The 18396-nt window shown below is 45.6% G+C and carries 19 protein-coding genes; 12 read left to right on the top strand and 7 right to left on the bottom strand.

From position 1 onward, the window contains the following. Window positions 1-47 precede the first annotated feature (47 nt). From NST47_RS30730 to NST47_RS30715, 4 genes are all read left to right on the top strand, one after another. Entirely contained in the window at window positions 48-998 is a 951-nt protein-coding gene (locus tag NST47_RS30730; RefSeq protein ID WP_341158534.1) for an ABC transporter permease, read from the top strand. Window positions 999-1036: 38 nt separating this feature from the next. Further along, window positions 1037-1906: a carbohydrate ABC transporter permease gene (locus NST47_RS30725; RefSeq protein ID WP_341158533.1), complete on the top strand. Its 870-nt coding sequence runs from the start codon at window positions 1037-1039 to the stop codon at window positions 1904-1906. Between the two features lie 30 nt (window positions 1907-1936). Then, entirely contained in the window at window positions 1937-3511 is a 1575-nt protein-coding gene (locus NST47_RS30720; RefSeq protein WP_341158532.1) for an extracellular solute-binding protein, read from the top strand. 206 nt (window positions 3512-3717) lie between these two features. Next, a complete protein-coding gene (locus tag NST47_RS30715; RefSeq protein ID WP_341158531.1) occupies window positions 3718-6036 on the top strand; it encodes a helix-turn-helix domain-containing protein in 2319 nt (772 codons plus the stop codon). Window positions 6037-6078: 42 nt separating this feature from the next. Here the strand turns inward: NST47_RS30715 and NST47_RS30710 are convergent, their stop codons facing one another. Beyond that, entirely contained in the window at window positions 6079-6891 is an 813-nt protein-coding gene (locus NST47_RS30710; RefSeq protein ID WP_341158530.1) for an HpcH/HpaI aldolase family protein, read from the bottom strand. Window positions 6892-7130: 239 nt separating this feature from the next. On the opposite strand from NST47_RS30710, the gene NST47_RS30705 reads away from it, so the two are divergent. From NST47_RS30705 to NST47_RS30680, 6 genes are all read left to right on the top strand, one after another. Then, window positions 7131-8753, top strand: coding sequence for an ATP-binding protein (locus NST47_RS30705; protein ID WP_341158529.1), 1623 nt, complete (start codon window positions 7131-7133; stop codon window positions 8751-8753). A gap of 309 nt (window positions 8754-9062) precedes the next feature. Continuing rightward, on the top strand, window positions 9063-10484 hold the full coding sequence (locus NST47_RS30700) for an RtcB family protein (RefSeq protein WP_341158528.1): 1422 nt from the start codon (window positions 9063-9065) through the stop codon (window positions 10482-10484). A gap of 6 nt (window positions 10485-10490) precedes the next feature. Then, window positions 10491-10655 carry a hypothetical protein gene (locus NST47_RS30695; protein ID WP_341158527.1) on the top strand — a complete coding sequence of 55 codons (165 nt, stop codon included), beginning with the start codon at window positions 10491-10493 and terminating at the stop codon, window positions 10653-10655. Then, window positions 10636-11436, top strand: a complete 801-nt coding sequence (locus tag NST47_RS30690; protein WP_341158526.1) for a TatD family hydrolase — start codon at window positions 10636-10638, stop codon at window positions 11434-11436. Before NST47_RS30695 ends, NST47_RS30690 begins: the two co-directional genes overlap by 20 nt. Before the next feature lie 109 nt (window positions 11437-11545). Then, window positions 11546-12127, top strand: coding sequence for a bifunctional transcriptional activator/DNA repair enzyme AdaA (locus NST47_RS30685; RefSeq protein ID WP_341158525.1), 582 nt, complete (start codon window positions 11546-11548; stop codon window positions 12125-12127). Next, window positions 12114-12665, top strand: a complete 552-nt coding sequence (locus tag NST47_RS30680) for a methylated-DNA--[protein]-cysteine S-methyltransferase (RefSeq protein ID WP_341158524.1) — start codon at window positions 12114-12116, stop codon at window positions 12663-12665. The genes NST47_RS30685 and NST47_RS30680 overlap by 14 nt, the downstream gene beginning before the upstream one ends. Before the next feature lie 110 nt (window positions 12666-12775). Here the strand turns inward: NST47_RS30680 and tlp are convergent, their stop codons facing one another. After that, on the bottom strand, window positions 12776-12991 hold the full coding sequence (gene tlp, locus NST47_RS30675; protein WP_341158523.1) for a small acid-soluble spore protein Tlp: 216 nt from the start codon (window positions 12989-12991) through the stop codon (window positions 12776-12778). Window positions 12992-13223: 232 nt separating this feature from the next. Between tlp and NST47_RS30670 the strand changes: the two genes are divergently transcribed. Both NST47_RS30670 and NST47_RS30665 read left to right on the top strand, forming a co-directional pair. Continuing rightward, window positions 13224-13841: a DNA-3-methyladenine glycosylase family protein gene (locus NST47_RS30670; protein ID WP_341158522.1), complete on the top strand. Its 618-nt coding sequence runs from the start codon at window positions 13224-13226 to the stop codon at window positions 13839-13841. 19 nt (window positions 13842-13860) lie between these two features. Further along, entirely contained in the window at window positions 13861-14544 is a 684-nt protein-coding gene (locus NST47_RS30665) for a DNA alkylation repair protein (RefSeq protein ID WP_341158521.1), read from the top strand. A gap of 34 nt (window positions 14545-14578) precedes the next feature. On the opposite strand, the gene NST47_RS30660 is transcribed toward NST47_RS30665, so the two are convergent. The 5 genes from NST47_RS30660 to NST47_RS30640 all read right to left on the bottom strand — a co-directional run bounded on the left by NST47_RS30660 (window position 14579) and on the right by NST47_RS30640 (window position 18392). After that, window positions 14579-15397, bottom strand: coding sequence for an SPL family radical SAM protein (locus NST47_RS30660; protein ID WP_341158520.1), 819 nt, complete (start codon window positions 15395-15397; stop codon window positions 14579-14581). An 18-nt stretch (window positions 15398-15415) separates the two neighbouring features. Further along, window positions 15416-16129: a 2OG-Fe(II) oxygenase gene (locus tag NST47_RS30655; RefSeq protein ID WP_341158519.1), complete on the bottom strand. Its 714-nt coding sequence runs from the start codon at window positions 16127-16129 to the stop codon at window positions 15416-15418. Then, complete coding sequence (locus NST47_RS30650) at window positions 16122-16670, bottom strand: methylated-DNA--[protein]-cysteine S-methyltransferase (RefSeq protein WP_341158518.1); 549 nt, start codon at window positions 16668-16670, stop codon at window positions 16122-16124. Before NST47_RS30650 ends, NST47_RS30655 begins: the two co-directional genes overlap by 8 nt. Then, complete coding sequence (locus NST47_RS30645; RefSeq protein WP_341159792.1) at window positions 16621-17250, bottom strand: bifunctional transcriptional activator/DNA repair enzyme AdaA; 630 nt, start codon at window positions 17248-17250, stop codon at window positions 16621-16623. Before NST47_RS30645 ends, NST47_RS30650 begins: the two co-directional genes overlap by 50 nt. Window positions 17251-17423: 173 nt before the next feature. After that, the gene (locus NST47_RS30640; protein WP_341158517.1) at window positions 17424-18392 is read right to left on the bottom strand and encodes a GntR family transcriptional regulator; all 969 of its coding nucleotides are present in this window, start codon (window positions 18390-18392) and stop codon (window positions 17424-17426) included. Between the last annotated feature and the right edge of the window lie 4 nt (window positions 18393-18396).

Here is an 18396-nt window from a genome sequence, read left to right as displayed (position 1 = left end):
TCGAGTTGAACCTGAGGGTGGCTAACAGGCTGGAGAGGAGTATGACCATGGCAGTAAGGAGCATAGCGGGGACAAGGAAAGTAGTCGCTGCGATTAAAACGGAACGAAGAAAAAGAATTGCCGAGAGCAAATATTTGTACGTTATGCTATCGTTGCCGATCCTTTATTTTATTTTGTTTAAGTATGGCCCCATGTTCGGGCTGCTGATCGGCTTTCAGGACTATAATTTTGTAAAAGGTGTGTTTCACAGTGAATGGGTAGGGCTTAGACATTTTCGGGAATTTCTGAGCGATCCGTACTTTTGGAGATTAGTAAAAAACACGGTGGTTCTCAATGTGTATATGCTCCTATTTTATTTCCCCACCCCGATTATTTTGGCACTGATACTGAATGAGGTTAAATTAAAATGGTTCAAAAAGCTGTCGCAAACGGTAAGTTACTTGCCGCATTTTCTTTCAACCGTCGTTATATGCGGTATGGTGGTTAATTTTTTCTCCAACGATGGACTGGTCAACCGCGTATTAATTGAATTTGGCATCGAACCGCGGCCTTTTCTGATGCTGGCTGATTGGTTTCGAACGATCTATATCACCTCGGATATATGGCAGGGCGTCGGATGGGGCTCGATCATTTATTTGGCAGCCTTATCCTCGATTGATCCGCAGCAATACGAAGCGGCCCGGATGGATGGTGCCAATCGATGGGAGCAGATTCGTCATGTTACACTGCCTGGAATTGCTCCAGTCGTGACTATTATGTTTCTGCTTACACTCGGCAGTATGATGTCCATTGGCTACGAGAAAATATTGCTGCTGTATACGGGTCCCACCTATGAAACAGCTGATGTCATATCGACCTTCGCTTATCGGCGTGGTTTACTGGGGAACGATTTCAGCTATGCTACTGCCGTCGAGCTTTTTCAAGCCGTGATTTCACTTTGCCTGATTACGGCTGCAAATCAAGTGTCGCGGAAAGTGAGCGAAACGAGCTTATGGTAATAGTTCTCCGTTACAGCACATTATGAAAGGAGAATCACATGAAAAAACAAATGACCTTGGGTTCCCTTTGCTTCGATGCCGTTATTTATTTGAGCTTGATTGCGGCTATCTTTGCCTTTGTATATCCGCTCTATTACATGTTTATTGTTTCGGTCAGCGATGGGATGAACGTGATGCGGGGAGAAATCAAATGGTTTCCTATAGGATTTAATTTAGATGCGTATTATACCATTCTTACGGACCCCAAAGTGATCAGGGCGTACGGCAATACTTTGCTGTACACTAGTGTAGGCACCTTCATTAATGTAGCAGCGACCGCACTGTGTGCTTATCCCTTATCTCGAAGCAGGCTTTATGGGCGGTCATTTTTTACCGTATTCATTGTCATTACGATGCTGTTCCATGGTGGTATGATTCCAACCTATCTCGTTGTTGACAGCTTGGGGCTGATGAACAGCATGTGGGCCATCGTCATTCCACCCGCGATCAACGTATGGTATATGATCATCATGAGGACGTTTTTCCAGAACATTCCGAATGAAATCCAGGAATCGGCTGTTATTGATGGCGCCCATGAGATCACGATATTTTGGAGAATCATTATTCCATTATCAGCTCCTGTGTTTGCTACTATGATCATGTTCTACGCAGTGTGGCATTGGAACAGCTTTTTTCCTGCTACGATCTATTTACGTAATAACGAAATGGTGCCCGTTCAGATCATCATGCGCAGTATGATTGTCGATGGCAATGTAGGCGAGGTCAACTCAACGAGGGATCTGACCACGATTCTCCTAAGCATGAAGTATGCCGTTGTGATCGTAACCATTTTACCGATTCTAGCAGTGTATCCGTTTATACAAAAATATTTTGTTAAAGGCGCCATGGTCGGTTCGTTGAAAGGTTAACGTTGATTACTCATTTGAGGAGGGGAAAGAATGAACAAACAAGGAAAAGTACTTCTTTCATCTATGGCACTGATGCTGACCGTTACGGCATGCTCGGATTCTTCGTCTAAGCAAACGGTGAAGGAGGTTCCAAGCACAAGCACACCGAAGCCTGCTGCTGCGGGAAGTAAGGCATCCGATGTGCCATTAACCGTGAAAATACTGAAAGGCTCTTCAAATATTAACCTGCAGGCACCGCTATTCGATTATATATTTGAGAAAACGAATGTAAAAATTCAATTGGAGCTCGTCACAACAAACTTTGAGCAAAAAGCGCAGACGATCATTGCCACCAACAGCCTGCCAGATATTATGGAGGTCGCCTATGGCAAACAAATGTATGTCGACGGGGCCAAAAACGGACTCTTTCTGCCGATCAGCGACTATATGAGCGATGCGCCCAATCTGGCCAAAATCATGAAGGAAAATAAAGAAATTGCTAAAAATAATATTGACGGCAAAATCTATTCGTTTCCGAAATTGGGAGCGTGGAAGCTTCAGCTGGCTCAGGGTGCGATGATACGATACGATTTACTGGAGGAATTAGGGCTGGAGGCTCCGAAAACCTTTGATGACTTGTATAAGGTGCTCAAAAAGTTTAAAGAGAAATATCCGAACTCCATTCCATATACGGGAAGAGAAAATGCATTTAATTTATTGAAGCCGATAGCCTTCGCAATGGGTTCAGGAAACCGGATTTATTATGATCCGAACATAGAGGGTGGCAAATACGTATACGGTCAGGCTCATCCTGAATTTAAACCCGTTCTTGAATTCATGAGCAAGCTGTTTAAGGAAAAGCTGCTGGACCCGGACTACGCAGTCAATACAGCCGATGCCATGAAAGAGAAGCTGGCTTCAGGCAGGTCGTTGTTCTACTACGATAATAACAGCTTTGGTGTCAATTTTAATGAAGCCTTGAAGCCGATTAATCCCAAAGCTCGCTTCGAGCTGCTTCCGTTGATGAAAAACGATCGAGGTCAAACTCGGGGTTGGATGTATAAAAAAGACTGGATGCACAATATCGTTATTAGCTCCAAAACGAAAAATCCGCATGAGCTGGTTCGATTCCTGGATTGGTTTTATGGTGAGGAAGGGACACGCGCCACGGCTTATGGCGTAGAAGGGGTTAATTACAAAATGGAGAACGGCAAGCCGGTTATTCTGGACAGTGTGCTTCAGAAATATGCCCAAATGAAGGACCCGTTCCGCAACATGCAAACCGATCTGGCGACCGGTTTTGAGCAGCTTGCGCTTAATGTCGACGAACACCCGATGGTTGAGACCTCAGCCCCTGAGCTGGTGAAATGGAAAGATATGATTACTACCGAAAAGGGTTATGTCTACGAGGTGGTCGCTCCGCCATTTACGAATGACGAGCTTTCACGATTGAAAACATTGCAGTCCAAGGTGGACACGCTGGTCGATCAGGAGATGGACAAATTTATTATTGGAGTTCGCCCTGTTAGTGATTTCGATAAGTTTTCCCAGCAGCTTATCGACAGCGGAGCTTTGGAAATTGAAAAGATATATAATGAAGCCAATCAACGTTATCTCAAACAGTGAGTATGCTTTCAAAGGATTTCTGATAGGAAGGCCTGCCAGAAGGCGCGTTTTAACGGCCCTGGCAGGTTTTTGCATATTTCTGATGAGGTTATTGGATGCCCCTGATATCGCAAGGTGGGGCATTTCTTTTTACTGGTTTGGCAGTATAATAAGAAGATAAGGAAGCGCCTTCATTCAACGGGACTAAGAGAGAGGGTGGTTGGGCAATGAAAACATTGAATTCCAAAGGTTCCGTTCCATTAAACCGACTTTTTTTACGTATACTGCTGTTCTTCCTCTCTTTTTTGATCCCTATTGTATTGATAGGGGCTATTTATTACGTCACCACGACGAATCGACTTCAGGAAGAGTTTACACAGAAGTTTGAAACGAACCTGCAATCGTCTGTTCATACCATCGATATTTATTTGAATACGGCGCAATCCAGCTCCGGGCCCAGCTTTTTTTATGAGGTTAGAGCCATTCTAAAGCCTTATGCCGAGTATCGCGATGATGAACGTTTGGAGCTAACCAAAGTTACGCAAACATTAGCGAGAATTTCTAATAATCTAAGTGAATTAATTGATAATATATTTGTTTACACAGATGATGAAAAGGTATTTAAGCAGGATGGGCTGGAGGATTATCGGCAGTTTTTTGAGAATTACCAATTTAGCGGATACGATCAGAGCTTGTGGAGAGACAAGCTTGAGAATGGCAGACCCTTGGAGATTCTGGAGCCTACTGAGGTTCGAGTAAACCGGACGGTGAGTAAACCGGTTATTCCATTTTTGTTCACCAGTCTGGTTAATGGCCATAAAGCGGTTATGGTATATACGATTCCGATTGACATCATCGATAAGACGTTACGTAATCATACTGTGGTGGACTCTACCCAATTCATTGTAATCGACAACAATCACAACAAGGTGATATGGAGCAGCGCGAACCAACTGACCGAGCCAACGGTTATTTCACAAATTCAGACTTTCTTCAAATCGGAGAGCCTTCAGCATGGAGAATTGAAGATCAACCAAGAGGCATTCATAGTGACTCAAGTAACGTCGGAAACGTACGGCTGGAGCTATTATTCGGTGACGCCTGTAGCCGAATTTCGTAATCAAACGAGCTATTACCTCTTTTCTTTATTAACGACCTGCTTCGTACTGGTTGTGGTCGGGATCCTGTTCTCGTTTATATTCACCTTCAATCTGTACAATCCCATTAAACGCATACGGGATATCCTTGACCATCCTGAAGAAAGCGATGGGCGTGCTGACCGGACTGGCCGGCATACGGCGTTTGATTTTATCGGTACTCGTATTCATCGGTTAATCGAGCATAATCACCAATTCAAGCATGAACTGGAAACGGTATCCGTCGGATATTTGGAGCAATCCCTGTTGAATCTGATTCATGGAAGAACTGCCGTTAACAAACAGGAAGTTGGAACCATGCTAAGCAAGTACAGCTCCTTTCACAAGCCTTCGTATGTGTGCTGCATCATCCGCTTCGACTTTAAAGAGGCATTTTATCAGGACATTCAGGATGTTGAGCGGTTGCATATCGTCAGCAAAATGAAAAAGATTATATGGGGGCTGCTGCTGCCTTACGCCAATATATACTTGCTGGAGGAACATGACCATCTGTATAACGGGATCGTAAATGTGGAGGATGCCGAGGACACGGAGCAGCTGCGGAAGGGCCTGCAAACGATGGTCGACACGTTCCATTACGATTCAAGGTATTGCTTCATTTATATCGGCATTGGAGACATGCATGAAGGGATTGAAGGCATTACAAGGTCTTACGCGGATGCGTTGAAGGCGCTGGAATCGGCGGATGGGAAGATGGATTTTCAAATTATTGATGCCACTGCTGTTTCTCATGGCTCTATGCATTATTCCTATTCATTCATGGATGAGAATGGCATTATTAACTGCTTGAAGGCCGGCGATATGTCTAATCTTCGGCTGAAGGTGGACAGTATCATCGGGAAAAACAAAGAGAAGGGTGTCCCCCGCCACTTGATCTCGGCACTCGTGTCTGAAATCTACAACACAGGCTGCCGCTTCCTGGCTGAACGGGGGATCAATCCGAGTGAACTGATGGAACCCGGTAAGCTCGTTTCATTAACGAACCATGAAGAACAGCTGAATGTGGTGCTTGCTTTTTTTGAGCTAATCATGGATCGGTTTTCCTCACAGGAGCAGGACGGCTTCAGCGAGATCAGCTCGCTCATTATCGAATACATAGAAGGAAACTACCATCATGATTTGGGTCTGGAGAAAATCTCCGGTGAGATGGGTGTGTCCTCCAAATATATTTCGCATGTATTTAAAGAAAAAACAGGTGAAAATCTGATTGGGTACATCAGTAAGTATCGGATTGCCAAAGCCAAGGAGATGCTGGTGGAAACCGATTTGAATGTCAGCGAGATTTCCAATCGTGTCGGTATTTTCAGCCGTACGACGTTTATCCGTCTATTTAAAAAGTATGAGGGCACGACTCCGCTGCTGTACCGGAATTTAAGCCGTAATAAATAAAAGGCGGCAGAGCCATACACATGGGTACCGCTTGAATTGAGCTCATATATGAATATTATTATCCATATTTTGTAAATCATCACCCAATTTTAGTTTGATTTCATTGAGATCACGTTCCATTTGGGCTATAAAGGCTGTCATATCGGAGGCATGAACAAACAGATTCAGGCCTTCTTGTCCCCATGCAATTTCTTGTTCCACACCCCAGAAGTAATGAATGCCTGCTGCCACCTGAGCGGCTCTTGCCTTACGAATGATCGTGCTGACAGCTTCCTTAAACACAGGGTCGTCATATTGCTCCGGTACGTTCAGACTGCATGATAAATCGTGGGGGCCGATCAATACGCCGTCCAATTGCGGAACCTGCAGGATGGCATCCAAGGCCTCAAGCGCGGGTTCGCTCTCGATATTGACGATCAATATGTTACCTGCATTGTACGGCTCCAGATAAGCTGCCAGCGGCTCCTCAGGCTCTTCGTTGCCTTGAACAATACGCGCTAATTTCTCTCCCTTGATCGGCCGAAGTTTGACCGCGCCCCGAAGCGCCTGTACCTGCTCCGCGGTTTCGATATAAGGGGCTACAATACCTGCTGCTCCTGCATCCATGGCTTTACTTGCTTCATAAGGATCAGGGGAAGGGATGCGTACGATTGGCGCTAGTCCGAGCGCAGAGTAAGTTCGACACATCCAGGAGAGCATGTCTCGATCGATGGACATATGCTCGGTATCGATAAAGACGAAATCCAAACCTAATTTCCGTACTTCCACCGGCCATCGGGGGGAGGTGGAAATAATCAGTGTGCCATAAACTCTTTGCCCGCTGCGAAGATGATTTTGCAATTGTACCTGATCCATGGAGGCTCCCTCATTTCTTTTAGCTTCTCCTAACAATTTTAGGTTATCGTATGTAGCTCCAATAAGAAACGTCCACTTTCGGAACAGCCGTTTCAATTTAGGCGAGAGACCGATTTGTTGTTATTTTCCATCTTGTTTCAATTTTGCCGCGACTATGCAGATGACAATTTGTGCAGAGACTTTACGGAGTTAGTTGTGGTATTCTAGAAGCAATGAAACTAACCCGAGGGGATTTACTAATGGAAGCTCATTATATTGGCGAATCCAAAAAAAGATGTCAAGAAGCGGGGTTACAAGCAAACCAGCTCCCGTTTCCGAGAAACCGATTACATGTACATGAACTGCTGGAAAGAAAACATAAGTTCGCCGAAGCGATCTCGGTTATGGATTTTTTCAGTGACAAAACAACGAAGCTATTAGAAGGAACTCCGATACTCATCACACTGACTGATGATCTGGGGTATATTATTAGCTTCTTTGGGAATGAGTCCATAAGGGAATCTGCGGCGCAATTGGGTATACAAGAGGGCATTCGGTTTATCGAAAGAGACATGGGGACGAATGTAGTGGACATGGCGCTGCAGCACAAAAAGCCTGTAGAGCTTCTTGGCACAGACCATTTTCATACTCATCTGCATACGACAGCCTGTTATTGTGTTCCTTTTGATTTTGCCGATATTGGTGGATTGACAGGTACGGTCAGCATGATGACATTACTCGATTTTCATAGTAAATTTGCATTGCCATTATTAATTAATATGGTAGATTCCATGGAACGTGAAATGGTCCTGAGAAGGAAAAACAGGAATCAAAATATTTTAAATCATATGACGCTTAACACGGTTAACAATGGGATTATTATAGCAGATAAGACTGGCAGCATTATCGAATTTAACCAGCTGATAGAGAACGTTACCCAACGCAAGAGAGAAGACGTAATTGGAACCTCTGTGTTTACATTTGACCTGTTTGCTCCTTATATGCTGGGAGTGCTAAATCATGGAGATCGAATAGAAAATAAGGAATGCACGCTCCCTGTTTCGTCCAACAAACGCATGACCTGCTTGCTGGATGCTATCCCTATTGTAGACGACAATCAAGAAATTATTGGCGCTTACCTGCAAATTCGCGATATAACCGATCGTACTATGCTTGAGCAGCAAATTATTATGTATGAAAAATTTTCAGCGATAGGGAAGCTGGCTGCCGGAATTGCTCATGAAATTCGGAATCCACTTACCTCGGTGATGGGATTTATTCAGTTGTTAAGAGAAAAGAAACCGAATGCGGACATCACGGCACGATATTTGGAAATCGTATTTAATGAATTACTTGATTTGAAAAAAATGGTATCCGATTTCGTACTTATGGCAAAACCGAGTTCTCCGGAAAAAAAGGAGCATGTGCTGCAAAAGGTCATTGAGGATACGGTTCAATTCATGACCAGTGAGGCTAATCTAAAAAATGCCATTCTTACAACAAACTTATGCGCTTCGTTGATCCTGATATCGATAGATGCCAATCAAATCAAACAGGTGCTCATTAATCTCATACAAAATGCTTTTGAAGCCATGCCCGAAGGCGGAGGCGAGGTCGAGATCAGGCTCACCCCCAATGTGGATGAACATTGTGTGGAAATAAGTATTAGCGACAATGGAGTAGGCATTTCGGAAAAGCAAATTAATGAGATCTTTAATCCTTTTTTCACCACAAAGGAAAATGGTCTCGGATTGGGCTTGTCGATATGCTACAGAATTATCGAAAGTCATAATGGAAACATTCATATTAAATCCAATGCAGAGCAAGGCACCCAATTTGTTGTTTCACTTCCCTTAGCTTACGACATTCAGGATGATCATTAATTTTTATAGGCATGATTACTATAATTAATCTTTCCGTTGACAAATGTTGGGTAAAGCCATTATGATAAACCTAAATTACTTGAGAGGAGGCCGATGAGTATGAATTCAATGTATATCCGATCCATACAATTACAGAAGAAAGTCCATTTCATCGGTCTTTACCGGGTCTGTGAATTTAACTAGGTTTACTCATTACAATTAATGAAGCTTAGATAATGAAGGCGTAAGTAAAGCCATGGACGATACAGGTCTATGGCTTTTTTGTGTTATCCACGATCCCCATTCACAATTGAAAGGAATTATAAACTTATGAAAGAAAACTATTATCAGAAGGTCCAGCTTGCTGCCGGACAGGTGCATGTATATGCAGGACCCTCGCTGTTTCAAGCTCTGGATTACAAGGTATTTGAAATGGCTAACAACAATCTGCAAATTCCGAATCAAGTGTATATGAGCTATACGCCTGATGTACATGTAGGTGTCGGAACCTGTATCGGTACTACGGCTGTGTGGAATACCCATGATGGCTATGTGTCTCCGTCCATTGTCGGCAGTGACATTGGCTGCGGGATGCGAGTTCACTTAACGAATCTGCATAAGGACGAATGGAAAGAAGTAAAGCTGCGCAGAAAGCTGGTCAAAACGATTGAGAAGTATTTGCCTGTTGAAGATCATGCCCGCGGGCATTTCTCGGATATTCGCCTGGAGCATGTGATCAAGAAGGGACTGCACGGTCTCCCCAAAAAATATATCCCGGATGGCTACACGCCTCGTAAGCCGACCTCGTTAACCCATGTGGAGCGCAGCAAGTTTTATTTTGACGAAAATGCGCTGAACCTGTTTCCAGATCGGGTATGGCATCGTGCACACAGCCAACTCGGAACACTCGGGGGAGGTAATCATTTTGCAGAGATCCAGCACATTGAGATTGCCGAGGATAACCGGGAGGTAGCTGAAGCTTGGGGGTTATTCGATGGTCAGGTGATCCTTATGATCCACTCAGGTTCACGTTCGTGGGGAGGTTCGGTCAGTCAATATTGTGGCAGCCTTATGGCGAAGATGATGCGCGCTCAAGGGATAGGCACCGCAGACCCCCATTTATTATTCGGAGCACTTTCGGAGCCTGTAGCTCAAAGCTATGTAGATTTGATGTACTCTGCCCTCAACTATGCAGTTGTCAATCGGCATCTGATCGCGTATGCGATTAGGGAAGCGGGCAAGGATGTATTCGGGTCCAAATTTGAAATGTCGACGCTGTACGATCTTATGCACAATTATGCATGGGAGGAAGAGCATGATGGAAATTCTTATTTTGTCCATCGCAAAGGGGCTACCCGCTCCTTGCCGCCAAACCATCCAGATAATCCTGAGCCGTATCGACTCACCGGACATCCTGCGCTCATTCCGGGTTCGATGGGAACTTCCTCTTATATCATGGTGGGCTCTCCTGAGGGAAAAACGAATTTTCACTCGATCTGCCATGGGGCAGGCCGTATTCGTTCGCGCAGCGCTACGAAACGTTTAATTACCGTAGACGAATTCGCTTCGTCCATGCGCGTAGGAAGCGATGATGAAGTTGTCGTAAATCAAAAATCACTCGAATCGATCATAGATGAATCCCCACAAGCCTACAAGGATGTAGATCAAATTATCGAAAGCGTCGTCGGTGCAGGCCTGGCCCAGGTCGTTGCCCGTTGTAAGCCGATGGCGACAGTTAAAGGGGCTAAGTAAGCATAAATGAATAGAAATGAGGACGGGATAACCATGTTAAATGAAAAAACAGCCGTAAGTTTGAGCAAGCTGCTGGCAACGAAGTTTGGCTTGCGGATCAAGTGCCTGCTGAATGCTGCAGCTTATATACAAATGATGGAGGTAACGAATTATGAAGCCAAAGCTTATTGATATCGGTGTTAATTTAATGCATCGTTCATTCCATGAGGATCGGGATCAGGTTGTGGCACGAGCGGAGGCGGAGGGAGTCTCGCCGCTTATTATTACGGGAACATCGCTGAAAAATAGCGAAGAGGCCGCTCGATACGCGGGTAGATTTGCTGGAAAATTATTTACTACGGCCGGGATTCATCCCCACGATACGAAGCATTGCCAAGCTCAGACGATAGAGAAGCTTCGTAAGCTGGCATCACTTCCTCAAGTGGTTGCTATTGGTGAATGTGGGCTGGATTACAATAGAGATTTTTCACCACGGGATGTTCAGAAGCGATGGTTTGAGGAACAAATTCGTTTGGCCTGTGAGCTGCAGCTGCCTCTTTTTTTACATGAGCGGGATGCCCATTATGAGTTTATGCAGACACTTAAGCCGTACCTTCCTCGTCTGAATAAGGCTGTAGTTCATTGCTTTACAGGCTCGCTTCAGGAGCTTCAGGTTTACTTGAATATGGGCTTCTATATTGGCATCACAGGATGGATCTGCGACGAGCGCAGAGGTAAGCACCTGGCAGAGATCGTTAAGCGAATCCCGCCGGATCGGTTGATGATTGAGACGGATGCTCCTTTTCTTACCCCGCGTGATTTGGCTGTTAAGCCGAGTGAGGGTCGCAACGAGCCTGCCTTTTTACCTCATATTTTGAGAAAGTTAGCTTCATGTTGGGGTCGGAGTATCGAGGAGACTGCGGAAGCTACGACGAAGGTAGCTAGAGAGTTTTATGGGTTATCCGTACATTAACGTCAGGTGATCATTGCTTCGGCTTATCTGTCGATATCTTGCTATTCTATTCATGCATACTACTGCCGAACCCAAGAATGGCTTATACTTGTATGGATGAGGTGAGGATATGGACCAAAAGTTATTTGACCTTGTATACCAATCCGTTGTTCATCGAGAATCGACCTACGATGGTGTCTATTATACGGCAGTAAGGACCACGAAGATCGTATGTCGACCTACATGTCGGGCCAAAATCCCCCATGCAAGTAATGTGACGTTTTACCACTCACTTGAAGGTGCGCTCCAAGCAGGCTATCGACCCTGCAAACGTTGTAAGCCCGAGGCGAATGGAGCATTTCGACCGGATGCGGTATTGGCTGTACAGGTGGATGCGATTATTGAGACACAATACAATGACAAACTGACTTTGCCGCTGTTGGCTGCTTCGCTTGCCATAAGCCCTTATCATTTGCAGCGTGTATACAAGCAAGTGACAGGATATTCACCCGCGGAAAAAACCGAGCGTGTTCGATTAACGCACGCACAAAAGCTTTTAGTAGATTCCAGTGCCACCGTCGTGGAGATTGGAGCAGCTGTCGGCTACCGCAGTGCATCCCATTTCACTTCCTGGTTTTGTCGGAGAACGGGCATGTCTCCCACAGCATATCGGTACGAACAAATAGGAGGAGAAACATTTGATAGCAAGTAAGAAATATCGACAAACCGTAATCGGTTTGAATCAGCCATGGACCCTTATCGCCAGTGAGCACGGAATTAGCCAATTGTTGTTCCCTCCACACCTTGCTTCAATGGCCGGGTTGAAGAAAGATGTAACAGATGCTGAACAGCTGATCGAGGATCGAGGTCTTTTCGCACAATTCGGGATTATTGAGCTGTTGGAGCAGTACTTTGAAGGAATACCGGTCAGTTTCGATAAGGTCCCTCTGGATGCAGAAGGGACACCGTTTCAACAAAGTGTATGGAGGGCTTTAAGCCAGATCCCTCATGGAGAAACGTGGACGTATAAGCAGCTTGCCGACACGATTGGAAAACCTTCAGCGATTCGAGCGGTTGGTACAGCGATTGGGCGCAATCCTTTACCGATTGTTTTACCTTGTCATCGGGTCGTCGGTTCCAATGGTACGTTAACAGGATTTAGAGGTGGACTCCAAATGAAGAAAGACATCCTTGCTTTGGAAGGGGTAACCCATATGGAGTTCGCTGGACATGAACGATTCCAGTTCTGAGCTGCCGCTGTGACATCACAGCAAATCATTATGTAAATTAAAAAAACAGCCTCTTCCAAACTGGAAGCAGGCTGCATATGTTTTTGGATGCAGTAGATATCATGCTTATTCTACTGTTCAGCCTCGTCTTTTTTTTCATCTACGAATCCTTTAATGCTTTCTTTGCGTCGGTGATTTTTATCTTCAATGGTTTGCCTCTCATTTACTGAAAGTTCATCTGCATGCTCATCCAGGTAATTTTCTGCTTCCTGAATATTAGCTTGAGTCTGGTCGATATGCTCCTGCAAGTGCTCCTCATTATCTGCGCGATTATCCGGTTTAGCCAAAGGTATCCCTCCAATTGAATACTTACTGCCCATGTATATTGACCTAAAACGCAGGATTCTATGCATCAAGATCAAATTCAGATCGGAATAGCCACAGTTCATCAACTCCACGACGAACTTGAATTTCGCAATCTTGCTGTTATATTCGATTATCCGTACCTATCGAGCCTGGTGAGGTATATTATTAGTACAAGTGTTTAATCCTTGAATACATATACTGGGGGAGAACAGCTTGGGAACTGTTACTACGAAGTATTTTGATTATGGACAAGAAGAAATGGATTATTTGCAGCGTGCGGACCCGACACTTGGAGCAGCAATAGCTCGTATGGGCAAGGTTGAACGTGTTATCATTCCCGATCTGTTTGCGGCCCTCGTCCATGCCATTGTTGGTCAGCTCATATCGGCTAAAGCGGTCCACACGATTTGGGAAAGAATGCAGAGTCAATTTGGAGAAATTTCTCCACACCATATGGCGATTCAGACTGCCGATGATATCCAAAAATGCGGGATGACGATGAAAAAAGCCGTATGTATCCAGGACATCGCGCAAACGATTGCGCAGGGAGCCTTTAATTTGGAAGAGCTGAATGACTTGCCAGATGCAGAGGTCATCAAGAAGCTGACGGTGTTAAAGGGAGTCGGTAAATGGACTGCCGAAATGCTGCTCATCAATAGTATGGAGCGTCGCGACATTGTCAGTTGGGGCGATATTGCGATACGCCGTGGCATGATGAAATTGTATGGCTTGGATACTTTGAACAAAGAGCAATTTGAGCAGCTCAGCCTTCGATATTCGCCTCTGGGCTCAGTGGCTTCCATCTACTTGTGGGCAATTTCATTTGAATAGACAGAGGAGGAAGGTGAAGATGGAGATCACAATCAAGGAGCAATTAATTGAATTAGCTGAGGAGAAGTACCAAAAGTTTACTGCGGCATTGATCCCGAATATTAATAATGTTTTGGGTGTACGGCTCCCGGAGCTGCGCAAGCTGGCCAAAATGATTGCAAAAGGCGATTGGCGGACCTATTTGGAGCAGGCCGATGGCGAATACTTTGAAGAAGTTATGCTGCAGGGAATGGTCATTGGTTATATACAAACAGACAGTACCGAACTCCTGCGTTATGTGGCTGATTTTGTACCAAAAATTGATAATTGGTCCGTATGCGACAGTTTTTGTATAGGGCTTAAGTTCACTTTGGCAAATAAAGAAACGATGTGGGAGTTTGTGCAGCCTTACTTAGTGTCGAAACAGGATTATGATATACGCTTCGGTGTGGTGATGCTGCTGAACTATTATATTGAAGAAGAATATATCAGTAGAGTTCTAGAGCGATTGGACAGCATCAAGCACGAGGGCTACTATGTGAAGATGGCGGTTGCCTGGGCCTTATCGATTTGTTTTGTGTTGCTGCCTGAGCCGACAATGATCTATCTGAAAAGCAATTCCTTGGATAAAATGACGTACAACAAAGCGCTGCAAAAAATTACAGAGTCCTACCGGGTGGATCAGGAAACCAAAAGTTTGATTCGCAGTATGAAGCGCAAATAAAATAACAGCGTAATCATAAGCTCGTTCCTATATATTAAGGCTCAAAGCCCTTCTGGCTTACATAAATCTGATCCTCGGTAAAAACCTGCTTCAATCGATCATAGACAATTTGATAGGCTGATGGGCCATACCATGCCTCCATACCGATTTGTTCATACTTGGCCTGAATGCCTAAATTCCGCGTTCGTTTTCCGCCGCTGCCGTCTCCCATAAAATAATCGTCCAGACAGACGCGATCCACCAATGGCTTCAGCAGCTGTGGAAATGCTTCACTGCTCGGCAGCATGGGAGCGATAGTGGCTTGTGTCGGTACTCCTGCGTCAGCCAAAAGCTGAAGCGTCTTTAATCGGGCGGCAATAGGCGGGGCATCAGGGGAAAAATATTTACGGATATCCTCCAGATCCGTTTCTATGGTCATGCTGACACGGACCTTCTCGCCAAGACGCAGCAAAAGATCTATATCTCTACGAACAAGAGGACTCCGAGTTTGTACGAACACAAAGTCGGGTGGTTCACTGACCATGACCTCCAATAAAGATCGGGTTATTTGTTCTTTATGTTCAATGGGCTGATAAGGATCCGTACTCGATGACATGAAGATGGTGACCGGTCCTTTGTTTTTGGCTCTTACCAGCTCTTTTTGAAAAACATCGGCTGCCCCTTGCTTGATATCGACCCACGTTCCCCACTCCGCGCCGCGAAAGGTAGAGACCGGCATTTGTCGAACGTAGCAGTAAGAGCAGCCAAAGGTACAGCCCGTATAGGGATTGAGCGAATGGCTATAGCCAGCAAGATAACCAGTCCCTTTGTTCAGCAGTGTTTTTGGATGTTTGTATAAGTAATCGGTTGTCATAAGCAACCTCCAAACCATTTATTTGGCATCATGAAAAATGATCCCCAGACTGAATCTTATTCCTGATTGAACCGTGCTGACGCCGTGCCGCAGCGTGGTTCTATAATAACCTCGTGTTCCTGATACCGGACGATGCTGGGTGGGGAAAATCAGTGCTTCTCCCTGCTCCAGCGTGATGACGTGACCTCGGCTCTGTGCCCGTGGACGCTGCTCTACCAATAGAAACTCCCCGCCTGTATAATCTTGTTCTCGTTGATTCAGGGCAAATACGGCCTGAAAGGGAAAGAACACACTCCCATACAAATCCTGATGCAGACAATTGTATCCACCTGCTTCATATTTCAAAATCAGTGGGGTTGAACGGGTCTGCCCCTCTACATGGCATCGATCCAAAAATTCCGTTAGCGTTGCCGGATATGCAGCCGTATCACCGAGCAAACCAAGCCAGCGATTGGCTGTTTGGGCAAGCTGCGGGTACAGGCTCTCACGCAGCTGCTGCAGCAAAGTGGGGAGCGGGGCACCGTAATATTTGTATTCCCCGATCCCAAAACGGTACCTGGCCATATCAATGGTGCTGCGAAAATGATCCTGTACCTCGTAGGTGTCGATAATTTTCTGGCATTCCGATTGATTTAACAGTGCGGGAAGCTTGACATATCCGTGCTCATCCAACGATTGCTGGAGTGTCTGCCAATCCAGACCTGCTGCGCGTTCAGCGAGATTGTCAGGCATGCTGTAAGCCTTCTTCAGCCCGCAAACCATCCTGCTCCAATTGCAGCAGCTTCGTTTTCATGTCCATACCTCCACGATATCCGGTTAAAGCCCCGCCTTTACCGATTACACGGTGACACGGAACGGTAATCAGCACGGGATTGGCGCCAATCGCAGCGCCGACTGCGCGAACTGCGGCAGGTCTTTGGATCTGCTGAGCAATATCCGAATATGATTTGGTTTGTCCATAAGGAATGCTGCAGAGTGCATCCCAAACAGCCATTTGAAATGGCGTTCCACGATAATCGCGGGGCATGGCAAAGCTTTTGCGTGCTCCGTTCAAATATTCGATGAGCTCTTCTACATACGGCAGCAGCCTCTCATCATCACGAATTAATGTGCTTCCCGGAAAACGAGCGTGGGCCCAAACCGATAATTCTTCAAAGGGATGATTCTGTGAGCCAACAAAACATAGACCTTCAGACGTAGCTGCAATGTGCATGTTCCAATCCTCATGTGTGATTATCGTCCAATACAGTGGTGAATTCGTGCTGTTTGCCATTTTCAAATGCCTCCTTCATGTTATGCTGCTGCAATTGGCGGTAGCTTGCCGGAGTATGACCGGTTTTCTTTTTGAACAGTGTAATAAAGTACGGTGTATTGGTCAGGCCAACGTCCGAGCCGACTTCACCAACGGGCTTATTCGAAGAAATCAGCTTCTCCTTGGCTTGATTGATCCGAACTTGCTGGATGTATTCAACGGGCGTTATCCCCTTGACTCTCTTGAATGTTCGATGCATATGGTAGGGACTGCCGTGACAGATAACAGCCAGAATGTCCAGCGATAAGGCCTCAGCATAGTTTCTATCGATGTATTCGGTCACCAGAGCGACCCATTCGTCATCAGGCAAGCGCTGGCCGGTTGGCTTGCATCGTTTGCAGGGTCGAAATTTGGCGGACACTGCTTGCTGGGAAGTTCGAAAATAACCGACATTTTTTTTATTAGGTGGTCTGGACTTGCAGGAAGGTCGGCAAAAAATGCCTGTCGTTGTTACCGCGTAAAAAAATTGGCCGTCATAAGACGCATCGTTGGCAAGGATGGCTTGCCACATTTCCTCTGTTAATGCTTCCGGTGTTGACATCGTTACTGGATCGTTGCTGCTGCGGGAAGACGTCTTCGCATCCTGCTGTATGGGCTTCATCAAGCTGGTTCACCTCCATACACACAGTATAACCCCAAAAAGGAACATTTGTACGTTTTACGGAATGTAACAGCAAGATAACGAAACTTATATCAAAATACATAGTTAACTAGTTATTTGGTTGGTTGGGAAAAATCGATAAGCAGCGTTTCGCTGCTTTTTTCCAGCAGCATGGGAAAGCGGCGCACCTTATCTGGGGCCAGCTCTCTAACCTTGCTGTATACGGCGGCAGAAGCATAGGTGTGTTCTGAGTTCTCGAGGCACGCAAGAAGCTGTGCATGATCATGAATGCCAACAGCGTAGGGCTTAATGGAATGAAGTCCCGCTTCATGAACGCGCTTCGCCATCCATTGGCCTCCGGCTTTTCCAAGGCAAACAAAAGTAACAGGACTACCCTCTACTAACCTTGCAATTTCGAGAAATGTAGAGGTTTCGACCTGAGCCCCAATGACACACAGCTTGACTTCCTTTCCAGTGAGCAGTCGTTTGACCTGCTCGTGATGGTTGAGAGTCGTTACTACCATAGTCGAAAATTTCAGTGCATCCGTAAGAACGGTGTCAGACGATTCGATATCCTCGAGAAAGATGGTTTTCACCTCGGCTCCTGTTACCCTTCTGATCTCATTGCTGTAAAAAGGATGGTCATGCTCCTTACACTCTACAAACAGGAGCCTCCTGGCCGTAGTCTGTTCCGATATCTGCATTAATCCGTAAGCAAGGGAGGCCGTGAAAAACGCTTCGGCGTTGATCGATTTGAGCCGTACCTCTTCGATTGTACGCTCAAGCAATTCATGCATGAGCATTCTGCTGCGCCTCAGCTCGTCTGTCTGTGGATTATCCAGCACAAGCGTGCCGCGGCCTTTGTGCATCGAAACGATTCCTTCTTCCTGGAGATGATGATAGACCCAATTAATCGTATTTCGATTGAGTCCAAGCTGAGCAGCGAGCACATTAGTCGAGGGCAGCAGCTCTCCGGGGGAAATATGACCGATGCCAATTAACCATTTGAGCTGTTCTTTCACTTGTATATTCGCTTCCAACGCCACAGTCGGATCGATAGTTAATTTTATAGGATAATCCACGTAT

Source organism: Paenibacillus sp. FSL H8-0034 (genome assembly GCF_038000305.1).
Classification (GTDB): Bacteria; Bacillota; Bacilli; order Paenibacillales; family NBRC-103111; genus Paenibacillus_S.
The sequence above is the reverse complement of the archived record's forward strand: the minus strand, read 5'-3'. Positions and strand labels throughout refer to the sequence as shown.

Coding starts and splice junctions, on each gene's coding strand:
- NST47_RS30730 (WP_341158534.1), top strand. CDS start 48: ATGGCAGTAAGGAGCATAGCGGGGACAAGGAAAGTAGTCGCTGCGATT.
- NST47_RS30725 (WP_341158533.1), top strand. CDS start 1,037: ATGAAAAAACAAATGACCTTGGGTTCCCTTTGCTTCGATGCCGTTATT.
- NST47_RS30720 (WP_341158532.1), top strand. CDS start 1,937: ATGAACAAACAAGGAAAAGTACTTCTTTCATCTATGGCACTGATGCTG.
- NST47_RS30715 (WP_341158531.1), top strand. CDS start 3,718: ATGAAAACATTGAATTCCAAAGGTTCCGTTCCATTAAACCGACTTTTT.
- NST47_RS30710 (WP_341158530.1), bottom strand. CDS start 6,891: ATGGATCAGGTACAATTGCAAAATCATCTTCGCAGCGGGCAAAGAGTT.
- NST47_RS30705 (WP_341158529.1), top strand. CDS start 7,131: ATGGAAGCTCATTATATTGGCGAATCCAAAAAAAGATGTCAAGAAGCG.
- NST47_RS30700 (WP_341158528.1), top strand. CDS start 9,063: ATGAAAGAAAACTATTATCAGAAGGTCCAGCTTGCTGCCGGACAGGTG.
- NST47_RS30695 (WP_341158527.1), top strand. CDS start 10,491: ATGAATAGAAATGAGGACGGGATAACCATGTTAAATGAAAAAACAGCC.
- NST47_RS30690 (WP_341158526.1), top strand. CDS start 10,636: ATGAAGCCAAAGCTTATTGATATCGGTGTTAATTTAATGCATCGTTCA.
- NST47_RS30685 (WP_341158525.1), top strand. CDS start 11,546: ATGGACCAAAAGTTATTTGACCTTGTATACCAATCCGTTGTTCATCGA.
- NST47_RS30665 (WP_341158521.1), top strand. CDS start 13,861: ATGGAGATCACAATCAAGGAGCAATTAATTGAATTAGCTGAGGAGAAG.
- NST47_RS30660 (WP_341158520.1), bottom strand. CDS start 15,397: ATGACAACCGATTACTTATACAAACATCCAAAAACACTGCTGAACAAA.
- NST47_RS30655 (WP_341158519.1), bottom strand. CDS start 16,129: ATGCCTGACAATCTCGCTGAACGCGCAGCAGGTCTGGATTGGCAGACA.
- NST47_RS30650 (WP_341158518.1), bottom strand. CDS start 16,670: ATGGCAAACAGCACGAATTCACCACTGTATTGGACGATAATCACACAT.
- NST47_RS30645 (WP_341159792.1), bottom strand. CDS start 17,250: ATGTCAACACCGGAAGCATTAACAGAGGAAATGTGGCAAGCCATCCTT.